19 protein-coding genes are annotated in these 16,917 nt (G+C 66.3%); 13 read left to right on the forward strand and 6 right to left on the reverse strand.

Annotation, left to right across the window (positions count from 1 at the left end; all coding sequences use genetic code 11):
* Nucleotides 1-34 precede the first annotated feature (34 nt).
* Nucleotides 35-433: a hypothetical protein gene (locus tag ACQR1E_RS14775; protein WP_316192156.1), complete on the reverse strand. Its 399-nt coding sequence runs from the start codon at nucleotides 431-433 to the stop codon at nucleotides 35-37.
* Between the two features lie 269 nt (nucleotides 434-702).
* Complete coding sequence (locus ACQR1E_RS14780) at nucleotides 703-1,011, reverse strand: hypothetical protein (RefSeq protein ID WP_316171619.1); 309 nt, start codon at nucleotides 1,009-1,011, stop codon at nucleotides 703-705.
* 267 nt (nucleotides 1,012-1,278) lie between these two features.
* Between ACQR1E_RS14780 and ACQR1E_RS14785 the strand changes: the two genes are divergently transcribed.
* A complete protein-coding gene (locus tag ACQR1E_RS14785) occupies nucleotides 1,279-1,998 on the forward strand; it encodes a class I SAM-dependent methyltransferase (protein ID WP_315718225.1) in 720 nt (239 codons plus the stop codon).
* A gap of 39 nt (nucleotides 1,999-2,037) precedes the next feature.
* On the opposite strand, the gene ACQR1E_RS14790 is transcribed toward ACQR1E_RS14785, so the two are convergent.
* The 4 genes from ACQR1E_RS14790 to ACQR1E_RS14805 all read right to left on the reverse strand — a co-directional run bounded on the left by ACQR1E_RS14790 (nucleotide 2,038) and on the right by ACQR1E_RS14805 (nucleotide 7,860).
* Nucleotides 2,038-2,517, reverse strand: coding sequence for a VOC family protein (locus tag ACQR1E_RS14790; protein WP_315718226.1), 480 nt, complete (start codon nucleotides 2,515-2,517; stop codon nucleotides 2,038-2,040).
* 321 nt (nucleotides 2,518-2,838) lie between these two features.
* The gene (locus ACQR1E_RS14795) at nucleotides 2,839-3,993 is read right to left on the reverse strand and encodes a DUF4340 domain-containing protein (protein ID WP_434897218.1); all 1,155 of its coding nucleotides are present in this window, start codon (nucleotides 3,991-3,993) and stop codon (nucleotides 2,839-2,841) included.
* Nucleotides 3,990-6,914 carry a Gldg family protein gene (locus ACQR1E_RS14800; RefSeq protein ID WP_434897219.1) on the reverse strand — a complete coding sequence of 975 codons (2,925 nt, stop codon included), beginning with the start codon at nucleotides 6,912-6,914 and terminating at the stop codon, nucleotides 3,990-3,992. The genes ACQR1E_RS14795 and ACQR1E_RS14800 overlap by 4 nt, the downstream gene beginning before the upstream one ends.
* Complete coding sequence (locus ACQR1E_RS14805) at nucleotides 6,907-7,860, reverse strand: ABC transporter ATP-binding protein (RefSeq protein WP_315827029.1); 954 nt, start codon at nucleotides 7,858-7,860, stop codon at nucleotides 6,907-6,909. Before ACQR1E_RS14805 ends, ACQR1E_RS14800 begins: the two co-directional genes overlap by 8 nt.
* A 461-nt stretch (nucleotides 7,861-8,321) precedes the next feature.
* Here ACQR1E_RS14805 and ACQR1E_RS14810 point away from each other — a divergent pair, with 461 nt between their 5' ends.
* The 12 genes from ACQR1E_RS14810 to ACQR1E_RS14865 all read left to right on the forward strand — a co-directional run bounded on the left by ACQR1E_RS14810 (nucleotide 8,322) and on the right by ACQR1E_RS14865 (nucleotide 16,913).
* The gene (locus ACQR1E_RS14810) at nucleotides 8,322-8,726 is read left to right on the forward strand and encodes a hypothetical protein (protein WP_315718230.1); all 405 of its coding nucleotides are present in this window, start codon (nucleotides 8,322-8,324) and stop codon (nucleotides 8,724-8,726) included.
* A complete protein-coding gene (locus ACQR1E_RS14815) occupies nucleotides 8,723-9,319 on the forward strand; it encodes a TlpA disulfide reductase family protein (RefSeq protein ID WP_316167702.1) in 597 nt (198 codons plus the stop codon). The genes ACQR1E_RS14810 and ACQR1E_RS14815 overlap by 4 nt, the downstream gene beginning before the upstream one ends.
* Before the next feature lie 127 nt (nucleotides 9,320-9,446).
* The gene (locus ACQR1E_RS14820) at nucleotides 9,447-9,794 is read left to right on the forward strand and encodes a BufA1 family periplasmic bufferin-type metallophore (protein ID WP_315718233.1); all 348 of its coding nucleotides are present in this window, start codon (nucleotides 9,447-9,449) and stop codon (nucleotides 9,792-9,794) included.
* A 55-nt stretch (nucleotides 9,795-9,849) separates the two neighbouring features.
* A complete protein-coding gene (bufB, locus tag ACQR1E_RS14825) occupies nucleotides 9,850-10,737 on the forward strand; it encodes an MNIO family bufferin maturase (protein ID WP_316171586.1) in 888 nt (295 codons plus the stop codon).
* A complete protein-coding gene (locus ACQR1E_RS14830; RefSeq protein ID WP_316187215.1) occupies nucleotides 10,718-11,509 on the forward strand; it encodes an HvfC/BufC N-terminal domain-containing protein in 792 nt (263 codons plus the stop codon). Before bufB ends, ACQR1E_RS14830 begins: the two co-directional genes overlap by 20 nt.
* Nucleotides 11,506-12,012 carry a DoxX family protein gene (locus ACQR1E_RS14835; protein ID WP_409977990.1) on the forward strand — a complete coding sequence of 169 codons (507 nt, stop codon included), beginning with the start codon at nucleotides 11,506-11,508 and terminating at the stop codon, nucleotides 12,010-12,012. Before ACQR1E_RS14830 ends, ACQR1E_RS14835 begins: the two co-directional genes overlap by 4 nt.
* Nucleotides 12,002-12,634, forward strand: coding sequence for a sigma-70 family RNA polymerase sigma factor (locus ACQR1E_RS14840; protein WP_316167707.1), 633 nt, complete (start codon nucleotides 12,002-12,004; stop codon nucleotides 12,632-12,634). The genes ACQR1E_RS14835 and ACQR1E_RS14840 overlap by 11 nt, the downstream gene beginning before the upstream one ends.
* Nucleotides 12,631-13,299, forward strand: a complete 669-nt coding sequence (locus ACQR1E_RS14845; RefSeq protein WP_315718237.1) for a DUF1109 domain-containing protein — start codon at nucleotides 12,631-12,633, stop codon at nucleotides 13,297-13,299. Before ACQR1E_RS14840 ends, ACQR1E_RS14845 begins: the two co-directional genes overlap by 4 nt.
* 137 nt (nucleotides 13,300-13,436) lie before the next feature.
* The gene (locus tag ACQR1E_RS14850; protein ID WP_434840617.1) at nucleotides 13,437-13,784 is read left to right on the forward strand and encodes a hypothetical protein; all 348 of its coding nucleotides are present in this window, start codon (nucleotides 13,437-13,439) and stop codon (nucleotides 13,782-13,784) included.
* A gap of 90 nt (nucleotides 13,785-13,874) precedes the next feature.
* Nucleotides 13,875-14,288, forward strand: a complete 414-nt coding sequence (locus ACQR1E_RS14855; protein ID WP_316167711.1) for a hypothetical protein — start codon at nucleotides 13,875-13,877, stop codon at nucleotides 14,286-14,288.
* 666 nt (nucleotides 14,289-14,954) lie between these two features.
* The gene (locus ACQR1E_RS14860; protein WP_315750349.1) at nucleotides 14,955-15,563 is read left to right on the forward strand and encodes a nuclear transport factor 2 family protein; all 609 of its coding nucleotides are present in this window, start codon (nucleotides 14,955-14,957) and stop codon (nucleotides 15,561-15,563) included.
* Nucleotides 15,564-15,869: 306 nt separating this feature from the next.
* The gene (locus tag ACQR1E_RS14865; protein ID WP_315718240.1) at nucleotides 15,870-16,913 is read left to right on the forward strand and encodes an aromatic ring-hydroxylating dioxygenase subunit alpha; all 1,044 of its coding nucleotides are present in this window, start codon (nucleotides 15,870-15,872) and stop codon (nucleotides 16,911-16,913) included.
* The last annotated feature ends 4 nt before the right edge of the window (nucleotides 16,914-16,917 follow it).

A 16,917-nucleotide genomic window follows, 5' to 3' on the forward strand; every position in this document is an offset into this window, starting at 1 on the left:
GCACAATGGTACGCAGGAGCAGGCCGCCCCAGCGTCACTTCGTTCGCGAGCGGACATTTCCGTTGAAATGCCCGAGTATCTCGGCGGCGTTTGCGAGGATGGTCGCCTTCCTGATCGCGGCAGCGCGCTCGCCGCCTTGCTGCATCAGGCCCGCCGTCTCCAGCGCATTCTCCGCCCTGGTGGCGAGCGTCGCGTGCAGCGATGACCGCTCTCGCTTGGCCGGCTCGGACGGCTTGTCGGGGTGACCTGGCGCAAGCGCCCCACTGCGAACGGCGGCCACCGGATCAGAATCGCGGCGACGATCGGCAGCCCAAAGAATGGCGGCGCCAGGAGCGGTCGCACCAACCACGCGCGCACCGGACGTGGTGGTATTCGAAGAGGTGTTCGAAGTTTTCGACATGCTGTCCGCCTTCTGGTTGCGGCGGGAGCGCATGGCTCTCAGTCACCGATGGCAGCCGGGGGACGCGCGGTGATCATCAACATATGGTGTGTGCGCGCGCAATAGCGAGGTCCAGCCGAAATTATTTGCCGTGAGGATCCGGTCGCCGCCATCGCCTGAAGCGAGAGCGAGTCTGGCCCTGCGGCTCATCCGACGTTCGTAGCATCGTTGCATCGACATGCGAACGTCGGACGCTTGGCTCATTTGTAGATCATGTGCAGTCCTGATCACGATGCCTTGGCATGAGTCAGACGTCGGACGTGTTATCGGCCGATTCCGACGCTCACGCCGGGCGCGTGGATGCCGATGCCGCCACGATCTTCATAGTCACGTCCTTCATAGCCACGCCGCTCGTGCCGGCCATAGCCGTAGGCGCCGCGGTCTTCGCGGATGATGACACGGCGTTCGCGGCCTTGGCGCCAGCAGCGGCCGTTCTCGTTGCAGACCATGCGAACCTGCTGGATGCTGCTCTCCGGGAGGACCGATATGCCGGCCGTGAGCGGGGCAGCGGAGGCGGCTGCGGCCATCAATGTGCTCGCGGCGGCTGCGAGCGTGATCGTAAGAATCTTCATGGTCATGACATAACTCCGGGTGCGGGGATTGCGTCATGGAACCAATCTGCTGGCAATCCCATGGTTCCCCGGCGGTGGCATTTGTTTTGGCGTCGAACGGCTGCCTGTGCGGCGCTGTGGCGACATCGGACAGGACGCTGTTGGTCTCGAGCGGCACACGGACGGGCATGCCCGTCAGGTAACGACCCGCGCCGCTGATGACTTGGGCGAGGAAGCAGTTTAAGAAGCGCGGCTCTTGAATCCGCAGGGTCGGGCGAGGAGGCCGCGATGAATTTGCGCGAGCAGTGGGAAGCAGAGGCCGGCCGGTGGCTCGCCTGGGCGAGAGCGCCGGGTCACGACAGCTTCTGGCGCCACCATCGCGAGCAATTCAGCCGCTTGCTGCCGCCGCCCGGTGCGCTCACGCTCGACATCGGCTGCGGCGAGGGCAGGCTGTCGCGACATCTCGCCTCCGAAGGGCACAGAGTGGTCGGCGTCGATGCATCGCCGTCGTTGATCGCCGCGGCCCGGGCGGCCGATCCCACGATCGGCGTCGTGCGTGCCGACGCGGCCGCGCTGCCGCTGGCCGATGCATGCGCGGATCTCGCGATCGCCTTCATGTCGCTGCAGGACGTTGACGCGATGCCGGCCGCGGTGCGCGAGCTTGCGCGGGTTCTCAGGCGCGGCGGCCGCTTCTGCATGGCGATCGTCCACCCGCTCAACTCGGCCGGGCGGTTCGCGAGCCTGGCATCGGATGCGCCCTTCGTCATCCAGGGCAGCTATCTGGACTCCTACACCTTCAGCGACGCAATCGAGCGCGACGGGCTCAGCATGACCTTCCACAGCGCGCATCGCCCGCTGCAGAGCTATTTCGAAGCGCTGGAAGCGGAGGGATTCCTGATCGAGGCGCTGCGCGAGCCGTCCATTCCCGAAGCAATTATCACCCGCGACAGCAGCCGGCGCTGGCTGCGCGTGCCGCTATTCCTGCATCTGCGGTGCCTGCGCCCGTGACGCCGGAGCGCGGCGATGCTGCGCTCCGGCTGGCGAGGGTCATCCCCGCCGCGCTGCCTCGATGGCGGCGACGTCGATCTTCTTCATCGTCATCATCGCGGCAAACACGCGCTTGGCCTCGGCTCCGCCGGCTGCCATCGCGTCGGTGAGCGCGCGCGGCGTGATCTGCCAGGAGATGCCCCATTTGTCCTTGCACCAGCCGCATTGGCTTTCCTGGCCGCCATTGCCGACAATGGCACTCCAATAGCGGTCCGTCTCCGCTTGATCGTCGGTGGCGATCTGGAACGAGAAGGATTCGTTGTGGGTGAACGCAGGTCCGCCATTGAGGCCGAGACAGGGGATGCCACACACCGTGAATTGCACCGTCAGCACGTCGCCGGCCTTGCCGGAAGGGTAGTCACCCGGCGCGCGATGGACCGCCGTCACTTCGCTGTCCGGAAACAGTTCGGCGTAGAAGCGCGCGGCGGCCTCTGCGTCCTTGTCGAACCACAGACAGATCGTGTTCTTGTGCTTTGCCATGGCAGACGTCCCTTCCTTCCAAGTGCAGGCCGCGTCGTTCGTTCACCGGGCGGTCCATTGGTTACGCTCGAGCCGGGTCGTTGCGATCCGGCTGATCCAAGGACGTTCGTGCATCGCCGGTGCCGACACGACCGGCCGCCGAGCGAGAAAAAAATCTCATCCCCCACGACTGACGATCATCGGTGGCACAGCCAAGGATTGAGGCGCTTGGCTGATCATACCTTTCCTCAGCGGCTGATCGGGGCCGAGCGACAATAGGCTACCCGGCGCGGGATCCGGCTCCAGTCTCGCGGCGAAGCCGGATACGCGCGTCGTGAGGACCTAGCCTCCGGGCGACTTTGGCGGCTCGGCGCCGCCGTGAGAGGCCTGATCGGCGCCATGGGATGACGTCGGAGCAGCCTGCAGTGCTGCAGCCGCCGGCGCCTGATCTGCCTTGGCGCCTGCCGTCTCGGCCTTTGCGGCGTTGTCGTCCGGGCTCTTCGCGCCCGAAACCTTGTCTTCCGAGCTCTTGTCGTTCGAGTTCTTGTTGCCCGAGCTGTTGGCGTTCGGCGCCTTGTCCGGTTTCGGCGGCTCGATCAATGCCGCGCGCGTGGCCAGCACGATCGGCGCAGCGGTGTCGGCGCTCACGTGGAAGAGATAGTCCTCCGCCGAACGCGTGAACAGATAGCCGCCACCGGCGTCCTTCTTGTAGCGATAGATGAGCTGGCTTCCATCGGTCCGCTTCAGCGTGACGGTGATGTCGGGCGCGTCGGTCTGGGTCAGCGCCGCCTTGCCCTTGCCGCGTACGCCATCGAAGAGAGGATGCGCCATCGCGCTGACCAGGGCATCGATCTTGTCGGGCCGCGGCTTCTCGTCCTTGCCGAGCCCCGCCAGCGTGAACTTGCCGTCCTTGCCATCGATGGTGACGTCACCGACGCTCACGCTGGCGATCTTGTCGCGCGGCGTGTCCAGCATGTCGTGCTGCATCCAGGCGCTGGGCTCCGCGCCGATGTCGTAGGTCGCCAGCTCGACGGCGTAGACCGGAGAGGCATCGCCGGCCCGGACATGCACCTGGCGATAGGCCGGCGAGGTCCCGACCAGCAACTCGCCGACCCGGCTGCCGCCGCTCGTCAGCACCACGCGGCGCTCATGAACCTTTTCGGTGACCTTGAAGCGCTCGGCCGCGGCATCGGTCTTCGCGATCGGCCAGCCCTTCTTCAGGCCGGCGATGCGGTCGAGCAGGCCATTGACCTTGGTCGTGTCGGCGGGAAAGTCCGACAACGCAGGGATCACCCATTTGCCGTCCTTCCGCGCGAGCGTGACGGTGTGGCCGGCGTCGTCGTCGATCGCGACCTGATCGACCTTGGCCGGCGCGAACCCGACCAGCGGCTCCTTGGCGTCGAACGCGGCATGATCGGAGCGGTTGACCGCGAAGGTGAGAGCCAGCGCGAGCTGGCCACCCAGCAGCGCGGTGAGCAGGATGGGAAGCCCTTTCATGTCCGCGCCTCCGCTATGCCGAGCATGTTGAGATATCTCCGTTGGGCGCCGAGCCGCAGCACGCGGCGCACGATGTAGACGAGTGCGAGCCCTGCGAGCGCGAGCGCATAGTTCAGGTATTCCCAGAACATCTGGCCGCCGCTCTGCATCGGCGCGAGCGTGCGCGAGAACTGGCCGCCGCGGCTGCGCAGCGCCAGCAACCCGCGGTCCTCGAGCGACCAGTCGACCAGGTTCTGGGCGAAGTCGAGCGGTGCCAGATATTGCGTGCGGTCGACGCTGGAGGCGAGCTGCAGCACGTCGTCCGACAGGAACGTGCCCGAGCCGATCACGATCAGCCGCGCGCTCTCGGGCGAGCGGGAGATCACGCCGGTGATGCTGGGCTTGGCGTCGGCAGCCGCCGTCTTCGCCGCATCATCGGGCTTCGCGTCGGGTTTGGGCGGAGCCGCGTCCTTGGCGAGAGGCGATGGCTTGCCGGCGAAGAACGACGTGAACTCGCCCTCCATCATGGCCCCGAGCAGCTGGCGCCCCTGCTTCTCGGCAGGAGGGAATCCGGTGTCGGGATGCGCCTTGAAGTCCGGCACGACGTTGGTCGTCTTGGCGGTCCAGGAATGCGGCGAACTCTGGATCAGATCGACGATCTTCCGCTTCTTGCCGACCTTGTCGGCGTCGATCGTCAGCGGCGAGGCCCAGGACAGCGTCAGCTGCTGGGTGCCGGCCGAGGGCGCCGCGCCCTGCGCCAGCCCGTCGCTGCGGATGTCGGCGAAGAACGGGTAGTCCATCAGCCGGATCTGCCGCACCTTGATGCCACCGCCGACGTCGCGCTCGGTCGGGATCGGGAATGAGGCGTTCTGGCGATCGAGCACCATGCTGTCGCCGACCTTCACCCCCTGGAACGCCAGCCAGTCGTCGAGGCCGGACGGCGTCTTGGCCACATCGAGATTGCCGCGCAGCGACGGCTGGTAGGGCGAGGTGGCGACGATCACGGTGCCCCCCTTCATCAGGAACTGATCGACGGCGAACAGCTGCTTCTGATCGAGCTGCTGCGGCGAGGCCACGAACAGGATGTCGGCGCGCTCGGGGACGCGGCCGTCCTTCAGCTGGGTGGCGTCGACGAGCGTGTTCTCCTGCAGCTTCTGCTGCAGCAGATCGAACGATGGCCCGCCGCCGCCGGGGATGCCGAGCTGCGGCATCGGCTGCTGCGCCGGGGGCGTGTACAGCGCGATGGTCCGCAGCGCGCCGGGCGTGAAGCGCTTCAGCTCGGCGTCGATGTTGCGCTTCAGGCCGTCCTTGTCGAGCTGCTCCGGCAGCTGGATCTGCTCGGTCTTGTCGCCGCTCTTCAGGATCAAATGGAACCAGAAGCGCTTCGGATTGAGCAGGCCGACCGAGAGCGGCTCGAGGCCGTAATCGTCCTGCAGGGTCTTGGCGATCTGGCCGCCATCCGCGTCGGGATCGACGATCTTCGCGTCGAGCTTGCCCGGCGTCTTGCTCTGGTCGTCCTTGATCAGCTCCTGCAGCGCGGTCTTCAGCTTGGCGAGCGGCTCGGGCAGGTTCTTGGCCGAGATATAGGCCTCCAGCGTCACCGGGTGCGGCAGGCCGGCCAGCACGTCGCCAGAGCCGCGATAGCCGTTCAGCACCTTCTTGATCGCGCGGGTGATCGTGTATTCCGGATTGCGCAGATTGACGTCGAGCTCGCTGTCGCCGTCACCGCGCTCCTTGACCTCGATGAGGTCGCGGAAGCCGAGCGTCGTATATTCATCGCCATATTTGACGAGAATGTTGAAGTAGGAGTTGGTCACCGACGCCTGATACTTGCTCGACGTCTGGAACGGCACCGGCTGGATGCCGTACTGCTTGTTGGCCTCCGCCTCGAGCGCGGCGTTCTGCATCGGATCGACGAACTCGACCCGGACCTTGCCTTGTCCTGCGATCTCGTACTCCTTCAGCAGATCGCGCAGCCGCGGCACCAGCGGCGCCAGCAGCGGGTGGGTCTGGGCGCTGAAATAGCCGCGGATCAGCAGCGGCTCCTGCAGCTGGCCGAGATAGCTCCGGGTTTCGTCCGAGATCGAATAGATGTGTCCGGCGGTGAGATCGGCCCGCGCGGCGGGGAGCTGGCCGAGCCACAGATTGACGGCGACGAGATTGGCCACCGTCAGCGCGGCCACCATGCGCCAGCGCCGGTGCTGCGGCGCGCGGCCCTGCGACGACCAGCGCAGGCTCTCCAGCACATAGAGGTTGAGCACCAGGAACACGCCGAAGATGCTGAGATAGTAATAGAGATCGCGCAGGTCGATGACGCCGCGGGCGATCGACTCGAAGCGCGAGCCGGCCCCGAGCTGGCGCAACAGCTCGCCGCCTTCGTTGCCGGTGAGCGAGGTCAGCGTGTTGGAGCCGAGCAGGTAGAACGCGCCGCAGATCAGGGTGGAGACGATCAGGCTGATCACCTGGTTGTCGGAGCGGGCGCTGACGAACAGGCCGATCGAGATGTAGGCGGAGGCGAGGGCCAGCGCGGCGAGATAGCCGCCGACCACCGGTCCCCAGTCGAGCCGGCCGATCATGGACACCGTGATCGGGAGCGGCAGTGTCAGCGCCAGCGCGATCGCGACCAAAGCGAGGCAGGCGAGGAACTTGCCGAGCACCAGCTGCAGCGGCGCGACCGGCGAGGTCAGCAGGAACTCCAGCGTGCCGGCGCGCCGCTCCTCGCTCCACATCCGCATCGTGACGGCCGACACGATGAAGATCATCAGCACCGGCATCCATTCGAACAGCGGCCGGACGTCGGCGATGTTGCGGGCGAAGAAGCGGTCGACCCAGAAGAACAGGAACAGGGTGACCGCGAGGAACGCCGCCATGAAGATGAAGGCCGCGGGCGAGGCGAAGAAGACGGCCAGCTCCTTGCGAGCGATACGAAGAACGTTATGCATGCAGGGCCTCACGGGTCGGCGCGCCGGCGCCGGTGATGTCGGCGAACAGGGTTTCGAGATCGCGCTGTTCGGGATGCAGGGCGAACAGATCCAGCTTGTTGTCGGTGATCACGCGGGCGACGGCCGGCGCCACGGTGCTGGCCGCGTGGCCATTGAGATTGAGCGCATAGGCATGGCCGGGCTCGGCGGCCGTCAGCCGCTCCACGCTCTTCACCAGGCCGAGCCCCGTGACCAGCCGCTCGACCAGTTCTGGCGGCCCGCTGGTGACGAGACGCAACCGGCCAGGGCCGCCGAGATCGCTCATCCGGGTGTCGAGCGCCAGCCGGCCGCGGTTGATCAACAGCACGCGCTCGCACACGGCGCGCACCTCCTGCAGGATGTGGGTCGACAGGATCACCGTGGCGGTCTTTGCGAGATCCCTGATCAGTCCACGCATCTGGGCGATCTGCGACGGATCGAGGCCGTTGGTCGGCTCGTCGAGGATCACGATCTTCGGCTTGTGCAGGATCGCCTGCGCGACGCCGGTCCGCTGCCGGTAGCCGCGCGACAGGCTCGCGATCGGCGCGGTGGCTTTTTCCCCAAGGCCGGTGGCGGCGATGGCGTCGCGCAGCGCCTGCGCCCGGGCGCCCGGCGGGATTCCTCTCAGCTCCGCGGCGTAGTCGAGGAATTCGACCACCGTCATCTCCGGATACAGCGGGCAATTTTCCGGCAGGTAGCCGATCAGCGCCTGCGCCTGACGGCGCTGCGTGCCGATGTCATGGCCATGAATGGTCGCCGTGCCGGCGGTCGGCTCGAGATAGCCCGTCAGCATCTTCATGATGGTGGTCTTGCCGGCGCCGTTGTGCCCGAGCAGGCCGACGATCTCGCCGTCGCCGACCTCAAAGGAGACGTCGTCGACGGCGGTGAATGACCCGTATTGGCGGGTCAGGTGTTCGGCGGAGATCATGCGGGGCGTCGCTCCTGAGTTGGCCGTCGCAGCGCCAGGTCCTGATCGACACGCAGGATCGATCACCGGCGGCACGAGCGTCGGATGCAGCTGAAAGGATCTGGCCGACCGAACCGGCGGTCGTCAGCGGGGAAAGCTGAGGTGGTCGGGTGCGCTGAGCGCGGCGGTTCAGAGCGGCCCGGCCTGTGCGATGGGGAGAGTCGTCATCCGGAAGAGCACATCGTACGACGAAGCCTTGTGCAAACCTTGGGAGGTCGTGAAACTGTGTTTCCGCCGTTCTGTTGGTTGCGGCTAACTAATCGGACGCGATCGAATGAATCAAGCGGGGGCCGCCGCTCTGGATCGATCACGACCGGTCAATTGGATGTGAGCGGGCAACTCGAACGCACGCGCTGCGCTGACCGCGATCCGCGCCGGTGCTCATGACTTCGCCGCGGCTGCGCGTGGCCTGGTAACCTTTCTTGGTCCGCCATCGTACCGTCGAATGGCAGTATCAGGACACGCCGGCGGGAGGTATCCAATTGCATGTGAGGCGCCCGCGCATCGTGCGCATTACCCATCGTCCGAGCGGCGAGGTGATCGCCGAGGGGCCGGTCGGTCTCTGGGACATCACGCCGTTCGAGGGCAACTTCTACATCCGGCGGCGCTGCCTGAGAACGTGCCATCTGCGTCCGAACTGGATCCCCGGACTCTGCATCTACAAGTTCCTGTACGTGTGGCTCGACCTGAAGCTTCCGGACGGCCGGCGCGAGCCGTCGATCGGATGGCTGTACTGGCTGCCCAATCCGCTGTTTTTCTTCATCGCGTTCCGGCCGGCCGTTCCGCAGTCCTCGCCCGCCCTCGCCGTCGAGGAACGGGCGGGATGATTGTTGCGACACGGCGCGAGGTGATCGGCGGTGTGTTGACGGCGCTCATGGCAGGCGCCGGCCCCGCTTCGGCAGGGTCTGCTGACGACGAGGTCCCGGCCTTCGCAGCCGGCCGTCATCAGCTCACGCTGCTGCGGCCGCAGCAGAGCCTGCCGGCGCTGCGGCTGTTTCGCCTCGACGGCGGTACGCTCGATCTGGCCGCGCTGCGCGGCGCGCCAATCGTGCTGAACTTCTGGGCCTCGTGGTGTACGGCCTGCCGCATCGAGCTGCCGGAGCTCGATCGGCTCGCGCGCAGCGTCGGGCGCGAGCGCCTGCACGTCGTTGCGGTGTCCGAAGACCGCAGCGATCGCGACAGTGTCGGTCGTTTCGTGCGCTCGCTGCGGCTGACGTCGCTGCCGATCTGCCTCGATCCGAACGGGTACGTGGCGCAATCCGGTGACGGTCGCGGCAGGCCTGCGCCGTTCACGCTGTATGGCATGCCGATCACCTATCTGATCTCGGCTTCAGGACTGATCGTCGGATACCTCCCGGGTGCGGCCGACTGGTCGTCGTCGGCGGCGGCCGATCTGCTCGACTATCTCGGGCGCAACTGAATGATGAATCGCGAAGCAGACGACGTAACCTTCCAACGCACTGGAGCGAACCATCGTACAGGCGCGCCGATGGCCGCCAGACACCTGCAATGTCCGCAGGCTGAACCCGGAGAATGGAGGAACACGCATGTCCAATCGCACGCTGTCCGCAATGATCGTCGGTGCATTTGCGGTCGCTGCCGGCGCGCTCGCCGTCACATCCGCCTCGGCGGAGACGATGGCCAAGGGCGACATGGAAAAGATGATGAAGGCCAAGCAGGCCGAGACCATGAAGGCCATGAAGGACGGCAAGATGGAGAAGTGCTTCGGCGTCGCGCTGAAGGGCCAGAACGACTGCTTCGCCGGCGCCGGCACGACCTGCGCGGGCACCAGCATGACCGACTATCAGGGCAATGCGTTCAAGCTCGAGCCGAAGGGCACCTGCACGACGATGCAGACCCCCAAGGGGCCGGGTAGCCTGACGCCGAAGGCCTGAGACATTGCCGGCGGGCTGCTTGCAGCCCGCCATTTCTCTCGATCGGAGTCTTCGGGTGGCACGCGCACAATTCTCGACGGCCGGACGGATCCCCGCGCGGGGCGGCGTCGGCCTCAAGGCCGAGCACTATCGCGGCATCGTCGAAACGTGGCCCGATATCGGCTTCTTCGAGGTTCACGCCGAGAACTACATGGGCGCGGGCGGGCCACCGCACCGCTATCTCACGGCTATTCGCGAGCGCTATCCGCTGTCGCTGCATGGAGTCGGATTGTCGATCGGTGCCGACCGCCCGCTCGACCAGGCCCATCTCGGCCGTCTCAAGCATCTGGTCGACCGCTACGAGCCGGGGCTGTTCTCGGAGCACCTGGCGTGGTCGACGCACGATACCGGTTTCCTCAACGATCTGCTTCCCGTTCCCTATACGGGCGAGACCCTGATCCGCGTCTGCGATCACATCGACGAGGTGCAGAGCGTGCTCGGCCGGCGGATGCTGCTGGAGAATCCATCGACCTATGTCGCGTTCGCCGAGAGCAACTGGTCCGAGCCCGACTTCATCGCCGAGATCGCGCGTCGCACCGGCTGCGGTCTCCTGCTCGACGTCAGCAACGTCCATGTCGCCGCGACCAATCAGCAGTGGGATCCGCATGGCTATCTTGCCGCCTTTCCGCTCGCGCAGGTGGTCGAGATCCATCTCGCCGGCCACGCCCGCGAAGCCGATGAGCACGGCAGGCCGCTGCTGATCGACACCCACGACCGGCCGGTCGACGACGTCGTCTGGTCGCTGTGTGCGCATGCGATCCGCGCCACCGGCCCGGTGCCGACATTGATCGAGTGGGACGCCGAGGTGCCGCCATGGCCGGTGCTCGCGGCGGAGGCGCGCCGGGCCGAGGCCATCATGCTCTCGCCGACGATGGAGGTGGCCTGTGACGCCGCCGCTTGCTGAACGTCTTGGCGGCTTTGCCCGCGCACTGCTCGATCCGGCGCAGCCGGTGCCTCCCGGCCTGGTTGGACCGGATGGGACGCCGAGCGGGCGCCGGTTCGGCGTCTATCGCAACAATGTCGTGGCCGGCTTGACGGCGACGCTGAAGGACGCCTATCCGGCGGTTCATCGCATCGTCGGGGAGGAGTTCTTCCAGGCCATGGCGCGCCGCCATCTGCTGTCCGAACTGCCGTGCTCGCCGATTCTGCTCGACTATGGCAGCGGCTTCGCAGCGTTCATTCGCGGCTTCGCACCGGCATCGGCACTGCCTTATCTGGCCGATGTCGCGGCGATCGAGCGCGCCTGGGCCGAGGCCTATCATGCGGCGGAAGCCCAGCCGGTCACGCCTGCGGCTTTCGCCGCCCTAGCGCCGGCCGATCTGCCGGCTCTCCGCCTGCGCCTGCATCCATCCCTGCGGCTGGTCTGCTCGGCGTTTCCCGTGCTCACGGTCTGGCAGATGAATGTCGCGGAGGGAATTCCTGGCCCGGTCGATCTCGACGCGGGCGGCGAGGCGGTTCTGATCGTCCGTCCCGAGGCCGACGTCGTGGTTCGCGCGATCCCGTCGGGCAGTTTCGCGTTCGTTCAGGCCTTGTCGGCCGGGCGGTCGATGCTGAGGGCAGTCGAAGATGCGCTGCGCGAGGACGTTGGCTTCGACCTCGCCGGCACCCTCCACGATCTGATCCATGGCGGAGCGGTGATCGGCTTCGACCGCGCGACGATGGGGGAGGCGTCATGAGCACGATCGCGGGCCGCCGGGCGCTCACCTTGGCCATGTCGGATGCGATCGATCGGCTCGCGCGACTGGCTCTCATCGTGGCGCCGCCGATGCTGCGCATCGCGCTCGCGGTGCCGTTCTTCAAATCCGGACTCACCAAATGGGATGGCTTGCTGTCGCTGTCGCCGTCCGCGGTGTATCTGTTCGAGGACGAATTCAAGCTGCACCTGTTCGGACAGACCTATGACTTTCCCTGGCCCGCAGCCTTTGCTCATCTTGATGGCGTGGCCGAGATCGTGCTGCCGGTGCTCCTGGTGGTCGGGCTGGCGACCAGGGTCAGCGCGCTCGGGCTGTTGGTCATGACCGCCTTCATCCAGCTCGTCGTCCCGGATGGCTGGGCCAATTTTCATCTGCCCTGGGCTGCGATGGCGGTTGCGATCATCGCGCTCGGGCACGGGCCCTTCAGCGTCGATCAACTCGTCGTGCCGCTCGGTCGAAAACTGGAGAGCGCCGATGGGCAGTGACCAGAGCGCTCCTGCGCCGCGGCTGAGGCTCGTCGCGGTGGACGCGCAGAGCGGGGCGGACGTCAAGCCGGGACGCCGCGCGCTCGATTGGGCGATTCTGATGGCGCATGCCCAGGAGGGCGATCGTGTCGCCTATCAGCGGCTGCTGCAGGAGATCACGCCCTACCTTCGCTCTCTCGCGGCGCGGCACTGCAGGCAGCGCAGCGACATCGAGGACGCGGTGCAGGACGTGCTGTTGACCATCCACTCGATCCGCCACACCTATGATCCGACGCGCCCGTTCGCGCCGTGGCTGGTGACCATCACGAACCGTCGCCTGATCGACCGAGTACGGCGGCAGTCGCGCCAATGGCGGCGCGAGACTGTGCTGTCTCCCGAGCACGAGATCGCAGCCGAGCCCGAGACCGGCGTGGAGGCGGCGCCCGACCGCCGCGAATTGGAGCTGGCGATCGACAATCTCCCGCCAGCGCAGCAGCAGGCCGTGCGCCTGTTGAAGCTCAGGGAGCTGTCGCTCAAGGAGGCCTCGGCGGCAACCGGAATGTCCACGACCTCATTGAAGGTGAACATGCACCGCGCTCTGAAGAGCCTTCAGAAGCTGCTCATTCCGCGGAACGAGCCATGATCAAGACCGACGATCTGATCAACTCTCTTGCGACTGACATGCGGCCCGTGAAGCGGCTGCGGCCCCCGCTGTTGCGCGCCTGCACTTGGCTGATCGGGGCCGGTGCCGTGGTGGCGCTGCTCGCCGTCAACCAGGGGATCCGTCCAGATCTGGTGCAGCGTCTGCACGATGCGCCATTCGTGACCAGCCTCGTCGGCTCGATCCTGACCGGCGTGCTGGCCGCGATTGCGGCATTCCTGGTCAGCCTTCCCGACCGCTCGCGGTGGTGGATGCTGCTGCCGCTGCCGGCGCTGGCGCTATGGCTGTCCAACATCGGCTATCAGTGCCTCACCGACTGGGTTGCGGTCGGTCCAGACGGCATGAGCCCCGGCGAGGCGGCCCGCTGCTTCACGACGCTCGCCGTGACGAGCCTGCCGTTGTCGCTGGCCCTGCTGGTGATGCTGCGCTACGCGGCGCGGCTGCGGCCGACCATCGTCGCCTTGACCGGCGGCGTCGCCGTATCTGCGATCACGTCGACGGCGCTCGCTCTGTTTCATACGATCGACGCCTCGGTGATGATCCTGATGTGGAACGTCGGAACGGCTGTCCTGCTGATCGGTGCGGGCGGCCTGTTCGGCCGTCGCATGTTCGGCTGGGTCGCGCCGCGCGTCTTCGCGCACGACTGAGCTCGCCGTTCGTCGACCGACGCGGACCGGTAACCTTCGTCGTGCCTGGAGCGAACAGTCCGCGGGCTCGGGCGCAGATAGCCCTGTCGCGACGCGCATCGCGCGTCGATGTTCACGGACGCGAGGAGAATGAGACCATGCAACGATCGAACCCCCTAGCCGGGTGGACAAGTGCGGCGCTGATGCTGGCGGCGCTCGCGCCGTCCGGCGCCAGCCGGGCCGCCGATGCGACCCATCTTTCGTTCGTCACGCACGCGGCGTTCTTCTCGGCGGAGACGAAGCAGCCGAAGCCGCTCGATCCCCATGCCTTCGTCGCCGACGCCGCGGCGCCGGCCGCTGTCGGTCCGCAGAACATTTCCCACGTCGCGGGGGTCCGGCCGGCCTTGATCGAACAGGATGCGAAGACCGCCGTTGTCGCCAACGCGAAGGGCGAGCCGGAACGACGAATGATTTTGTGGCCGGAGCGAACGGCAAAGCGAAGCTGACGATCGTCGCGCCACAGCCGCTGACCATGACAACGCCGTGCTGCTGGTCTATCACAGCGACGGACCGCCGCTTCGTCCGGCAGCGTCTCGATGGTCGCCAATACCTTCTCGACGTTGCGCAGCAGTTCGAGCGACGGCGGCAGTATCGAGATCTGCTCGCGCCTGACGAGCTGCTTCACCCACCAGAAGCGGGTCATGTGCCTGATCGAGATCCGCCAACGGCTTGCCGGCGCCGGCAGATTGTCGAATGCGCCATGGTCCTGGGCAGATGCGGATCTGCACCTCGACCCAGGACTCGCAGCTCGCGGTCAGTGGCTTACGCTCCGTCATGCCCGGCCGGACCTTTTTTGTCGCATCGACGGCACGAGGCCATCACCGGACGAGATCGGCGGCAAAAATAGTGGTTGCTGTTTTTCAGAAATCATGCTTATATCCGGTATCCCGCCTCGAGCAGAGGGACGTACGCGTCGTCACGAACGTGGAGGCGGGCTGCGATGGACGTGACGGCTGTGCCGACGAGCGCAGGCGTTACGTACGGCGAAGTCGTGTGGTCCTGGCCTCTCGGCGCTGAGGTCAAGCTCGCGGTCGTTGCTTGACGGCACGCGCGGGCGATGGGGGCAAGAGAGCCGATCCCCAGGGAGAGCACGAAGGACACCGTTAAAACCGATCGCGCGGGGAAGGCCGGGTCTGTCCGGCTGTACCTGTGGTACCTGCCGCCTGCATTCTTTTGAGCAGGCGGGCCACGGGCCTCAGCCGAGGTCCGGCCTTCCTCGCGCCCTCTCGTTGTTCAGAGGGACACGAATGCTGCATCACCCGGGCACGACGTGCTGCGGGATGAAAGATGCTTATCAGTTCGCCTCCGTGATGAGGTCGAAGGTGTCGACATCTACTCAACTGTCGTCCCGGACAAGCGCGCAACGCGCGCGCCGATCCGGGATCCATAACCCCAGGGAGATGTGCGAGGCACGATGGTCGACCATTCTCGCCCAGCCACATCCGCCGCGGCGTATGGATCCCGGGTCGGCGTCCGCCAACGCTCCGCGTTGTCGGACTTGCCCGGGACGACATCGAATGCTTGGCGCGTTTTGGACTTCATCACCAGCAATGTGAGTTTTGCAGCGCTGCTCCGATCCATGTATTCAGCAGCCGCGCAACACGGAGGAAATGCACATGACCAAGACCGCCACCGAGATCGAGGACGACCGTCAGATCCGCGAACTGTTGCAGAACTGGGCGATCTGGCGCGATGCCGGTGATTGGGAGCGTTTCCGCACGGTGTGGCATCCGGATGGGCGGATGATGGCGACGTGGACGCAGGGCACCGGTGACGAGTTCATCGAGATCAGCAAGGCGGCCTGGGCCAAGGGTGTCAACATCCTGCACTTTCTCGGCGGCATCTCGGTCGATCTCGCCGGCCATCGCGCGATCTCCCAGACCAAGATGACGATCTCACAGCGGGCCGAGGTCGAAGGCGTCGTGTGCGACGTGCTCTGCACCGGCCGCTTCTACGACTTCCTCGAGAAGCGCGCGGGCAAATGGGGCATCGTGCTGCGCCAGCCGATCTACGAGAAGGATCGCATGGACCCGGTGACGCCGGGCGCGGTGCCGGCGCTGGATCGCGCGCTGCTGGAGCAATTTCCCGTGGGGTATCGGCATCTCGCCTATCTGCAGACGCGCATCGGCTACACGGTGAAGCGCGACATGCCCGGGCTGAAGGGGCCGGAGGTCGAAGCGCTCTATGCGCGCGGCGCCGCGTGGCTGCGGGGCGAGGGGCTGTGATCATCGGCCCCTGCCTCGCCGGTGCCGCGCTCCGAACGGAACAGCTCTCGCCGAGGGGGCTGATCCGGGGAATCTCTGGGGCCGTTACCGAGCGGGTGAGTCTTTTCGGAGTGCCTAGCGGAATCAGCGCAAGTGCTTGAATCAGAAGGGATTGTCTGTCAGCCTTGTTCCTTGGAGCGGAACCGTCGTGCGGCTATTGTATACAGGATTGGCAGTTTTCCGCCGGGAGAAGGCGGAACTTGCGCCTCCTCCCTCGTTTGCTGTATACAATGACCAGCTAGAAGTATACCGCCACGAGGACACGCCATGGCCGCTTCTTTTCCGATGAATGCCTGGTACGCCGCGGCCTGGGACGCCGAGGTCAAGCAGGCCCTGCTGCCGCGGACGATCTGCGGCAAGCACGTCGTGATGTTCCGCAAGGCCGACGGCACCATCGCCGCGCTCGAAGATGCCTGCTGGCACCGGCTGGTGCCGCTGTCCAAGGGCCGGCTGGAAGGCGACACCGTCGTTTGCGGCTATCACGGCTTGAAATTCAGCCCGCAGGGCCGCTGCACCTTCATGCCGTCGCAGGAGACCATCAACCCCTCGGCCTGCGTACGGGCCTATCCGGCGGTCGAGCGGCATCGGTTCATCTGGCTGTGGATGGGCGATCCGGCGCTGGCCGATCCGGCTGCCATTCCCGACATGCACTGGAATCACGATCCGGCCTGGGCCGGCGATGGCAAGACCATCCACGTCAAATGCGACTACCGGCTGGTGGTCGACAATCTGATGGACCTCACGCACGAGACCTTCGTGCACGGCTCGTCGATCGGCAACGACGCGGTGGCGGAAGCGCCGTTCGACGTCACCCATGGCGAGCGCACCGCAACCGTGACGCGCTGGATGCGCGGTATCGAGCCGCCGCCGTTCTGGGCGAAGCAGCTCGGCAAGCCCGGTCTGGTGGACCGCTGGCAGATCATCCGCTTCGAAGCGCCGTGCACGGTGACGATCGACGTCGGCGTCGCACCGGCCGGCACGGGCGCGCCGGAGGGCGACCGCTCGCAGGGCGTCAACGGCATGGTGCTCAACACCATCACGCCAGAGACCGACAAGACCTGCCATTATTTCTGGGCGTTCGCCCGCAACTACCAGCTCTCCGAGCAGCGGCTGACGACGGAGATCCGCGAGGGCGTGTCGGGCATCTTCCGCGAAGACGAGCTGATCCTGGAAGCGCAGCAGCGCGCGATGGACGAGAATCCGGGACGCGTGTTCTACAACCTCAACATCGATGCAGGCGCAATGTGGGCACGGCGGATCATCGATCGGATGATCGCGCGCGAAACGCCGCTGCGTGAAGCCGCGGAGTAGAATG

The organism is Bradyrhizobium sp. HKCCYLRH1030, from assembly GCF_051168395.1.
In the GTDB taxonomy this organism is placed as follows: domain Bacteria; phylum Pseudomonadota; class Alphaproteobacteria; order Rhizobiales; family Xanthobacteraceae; genus Bradyrhizobium.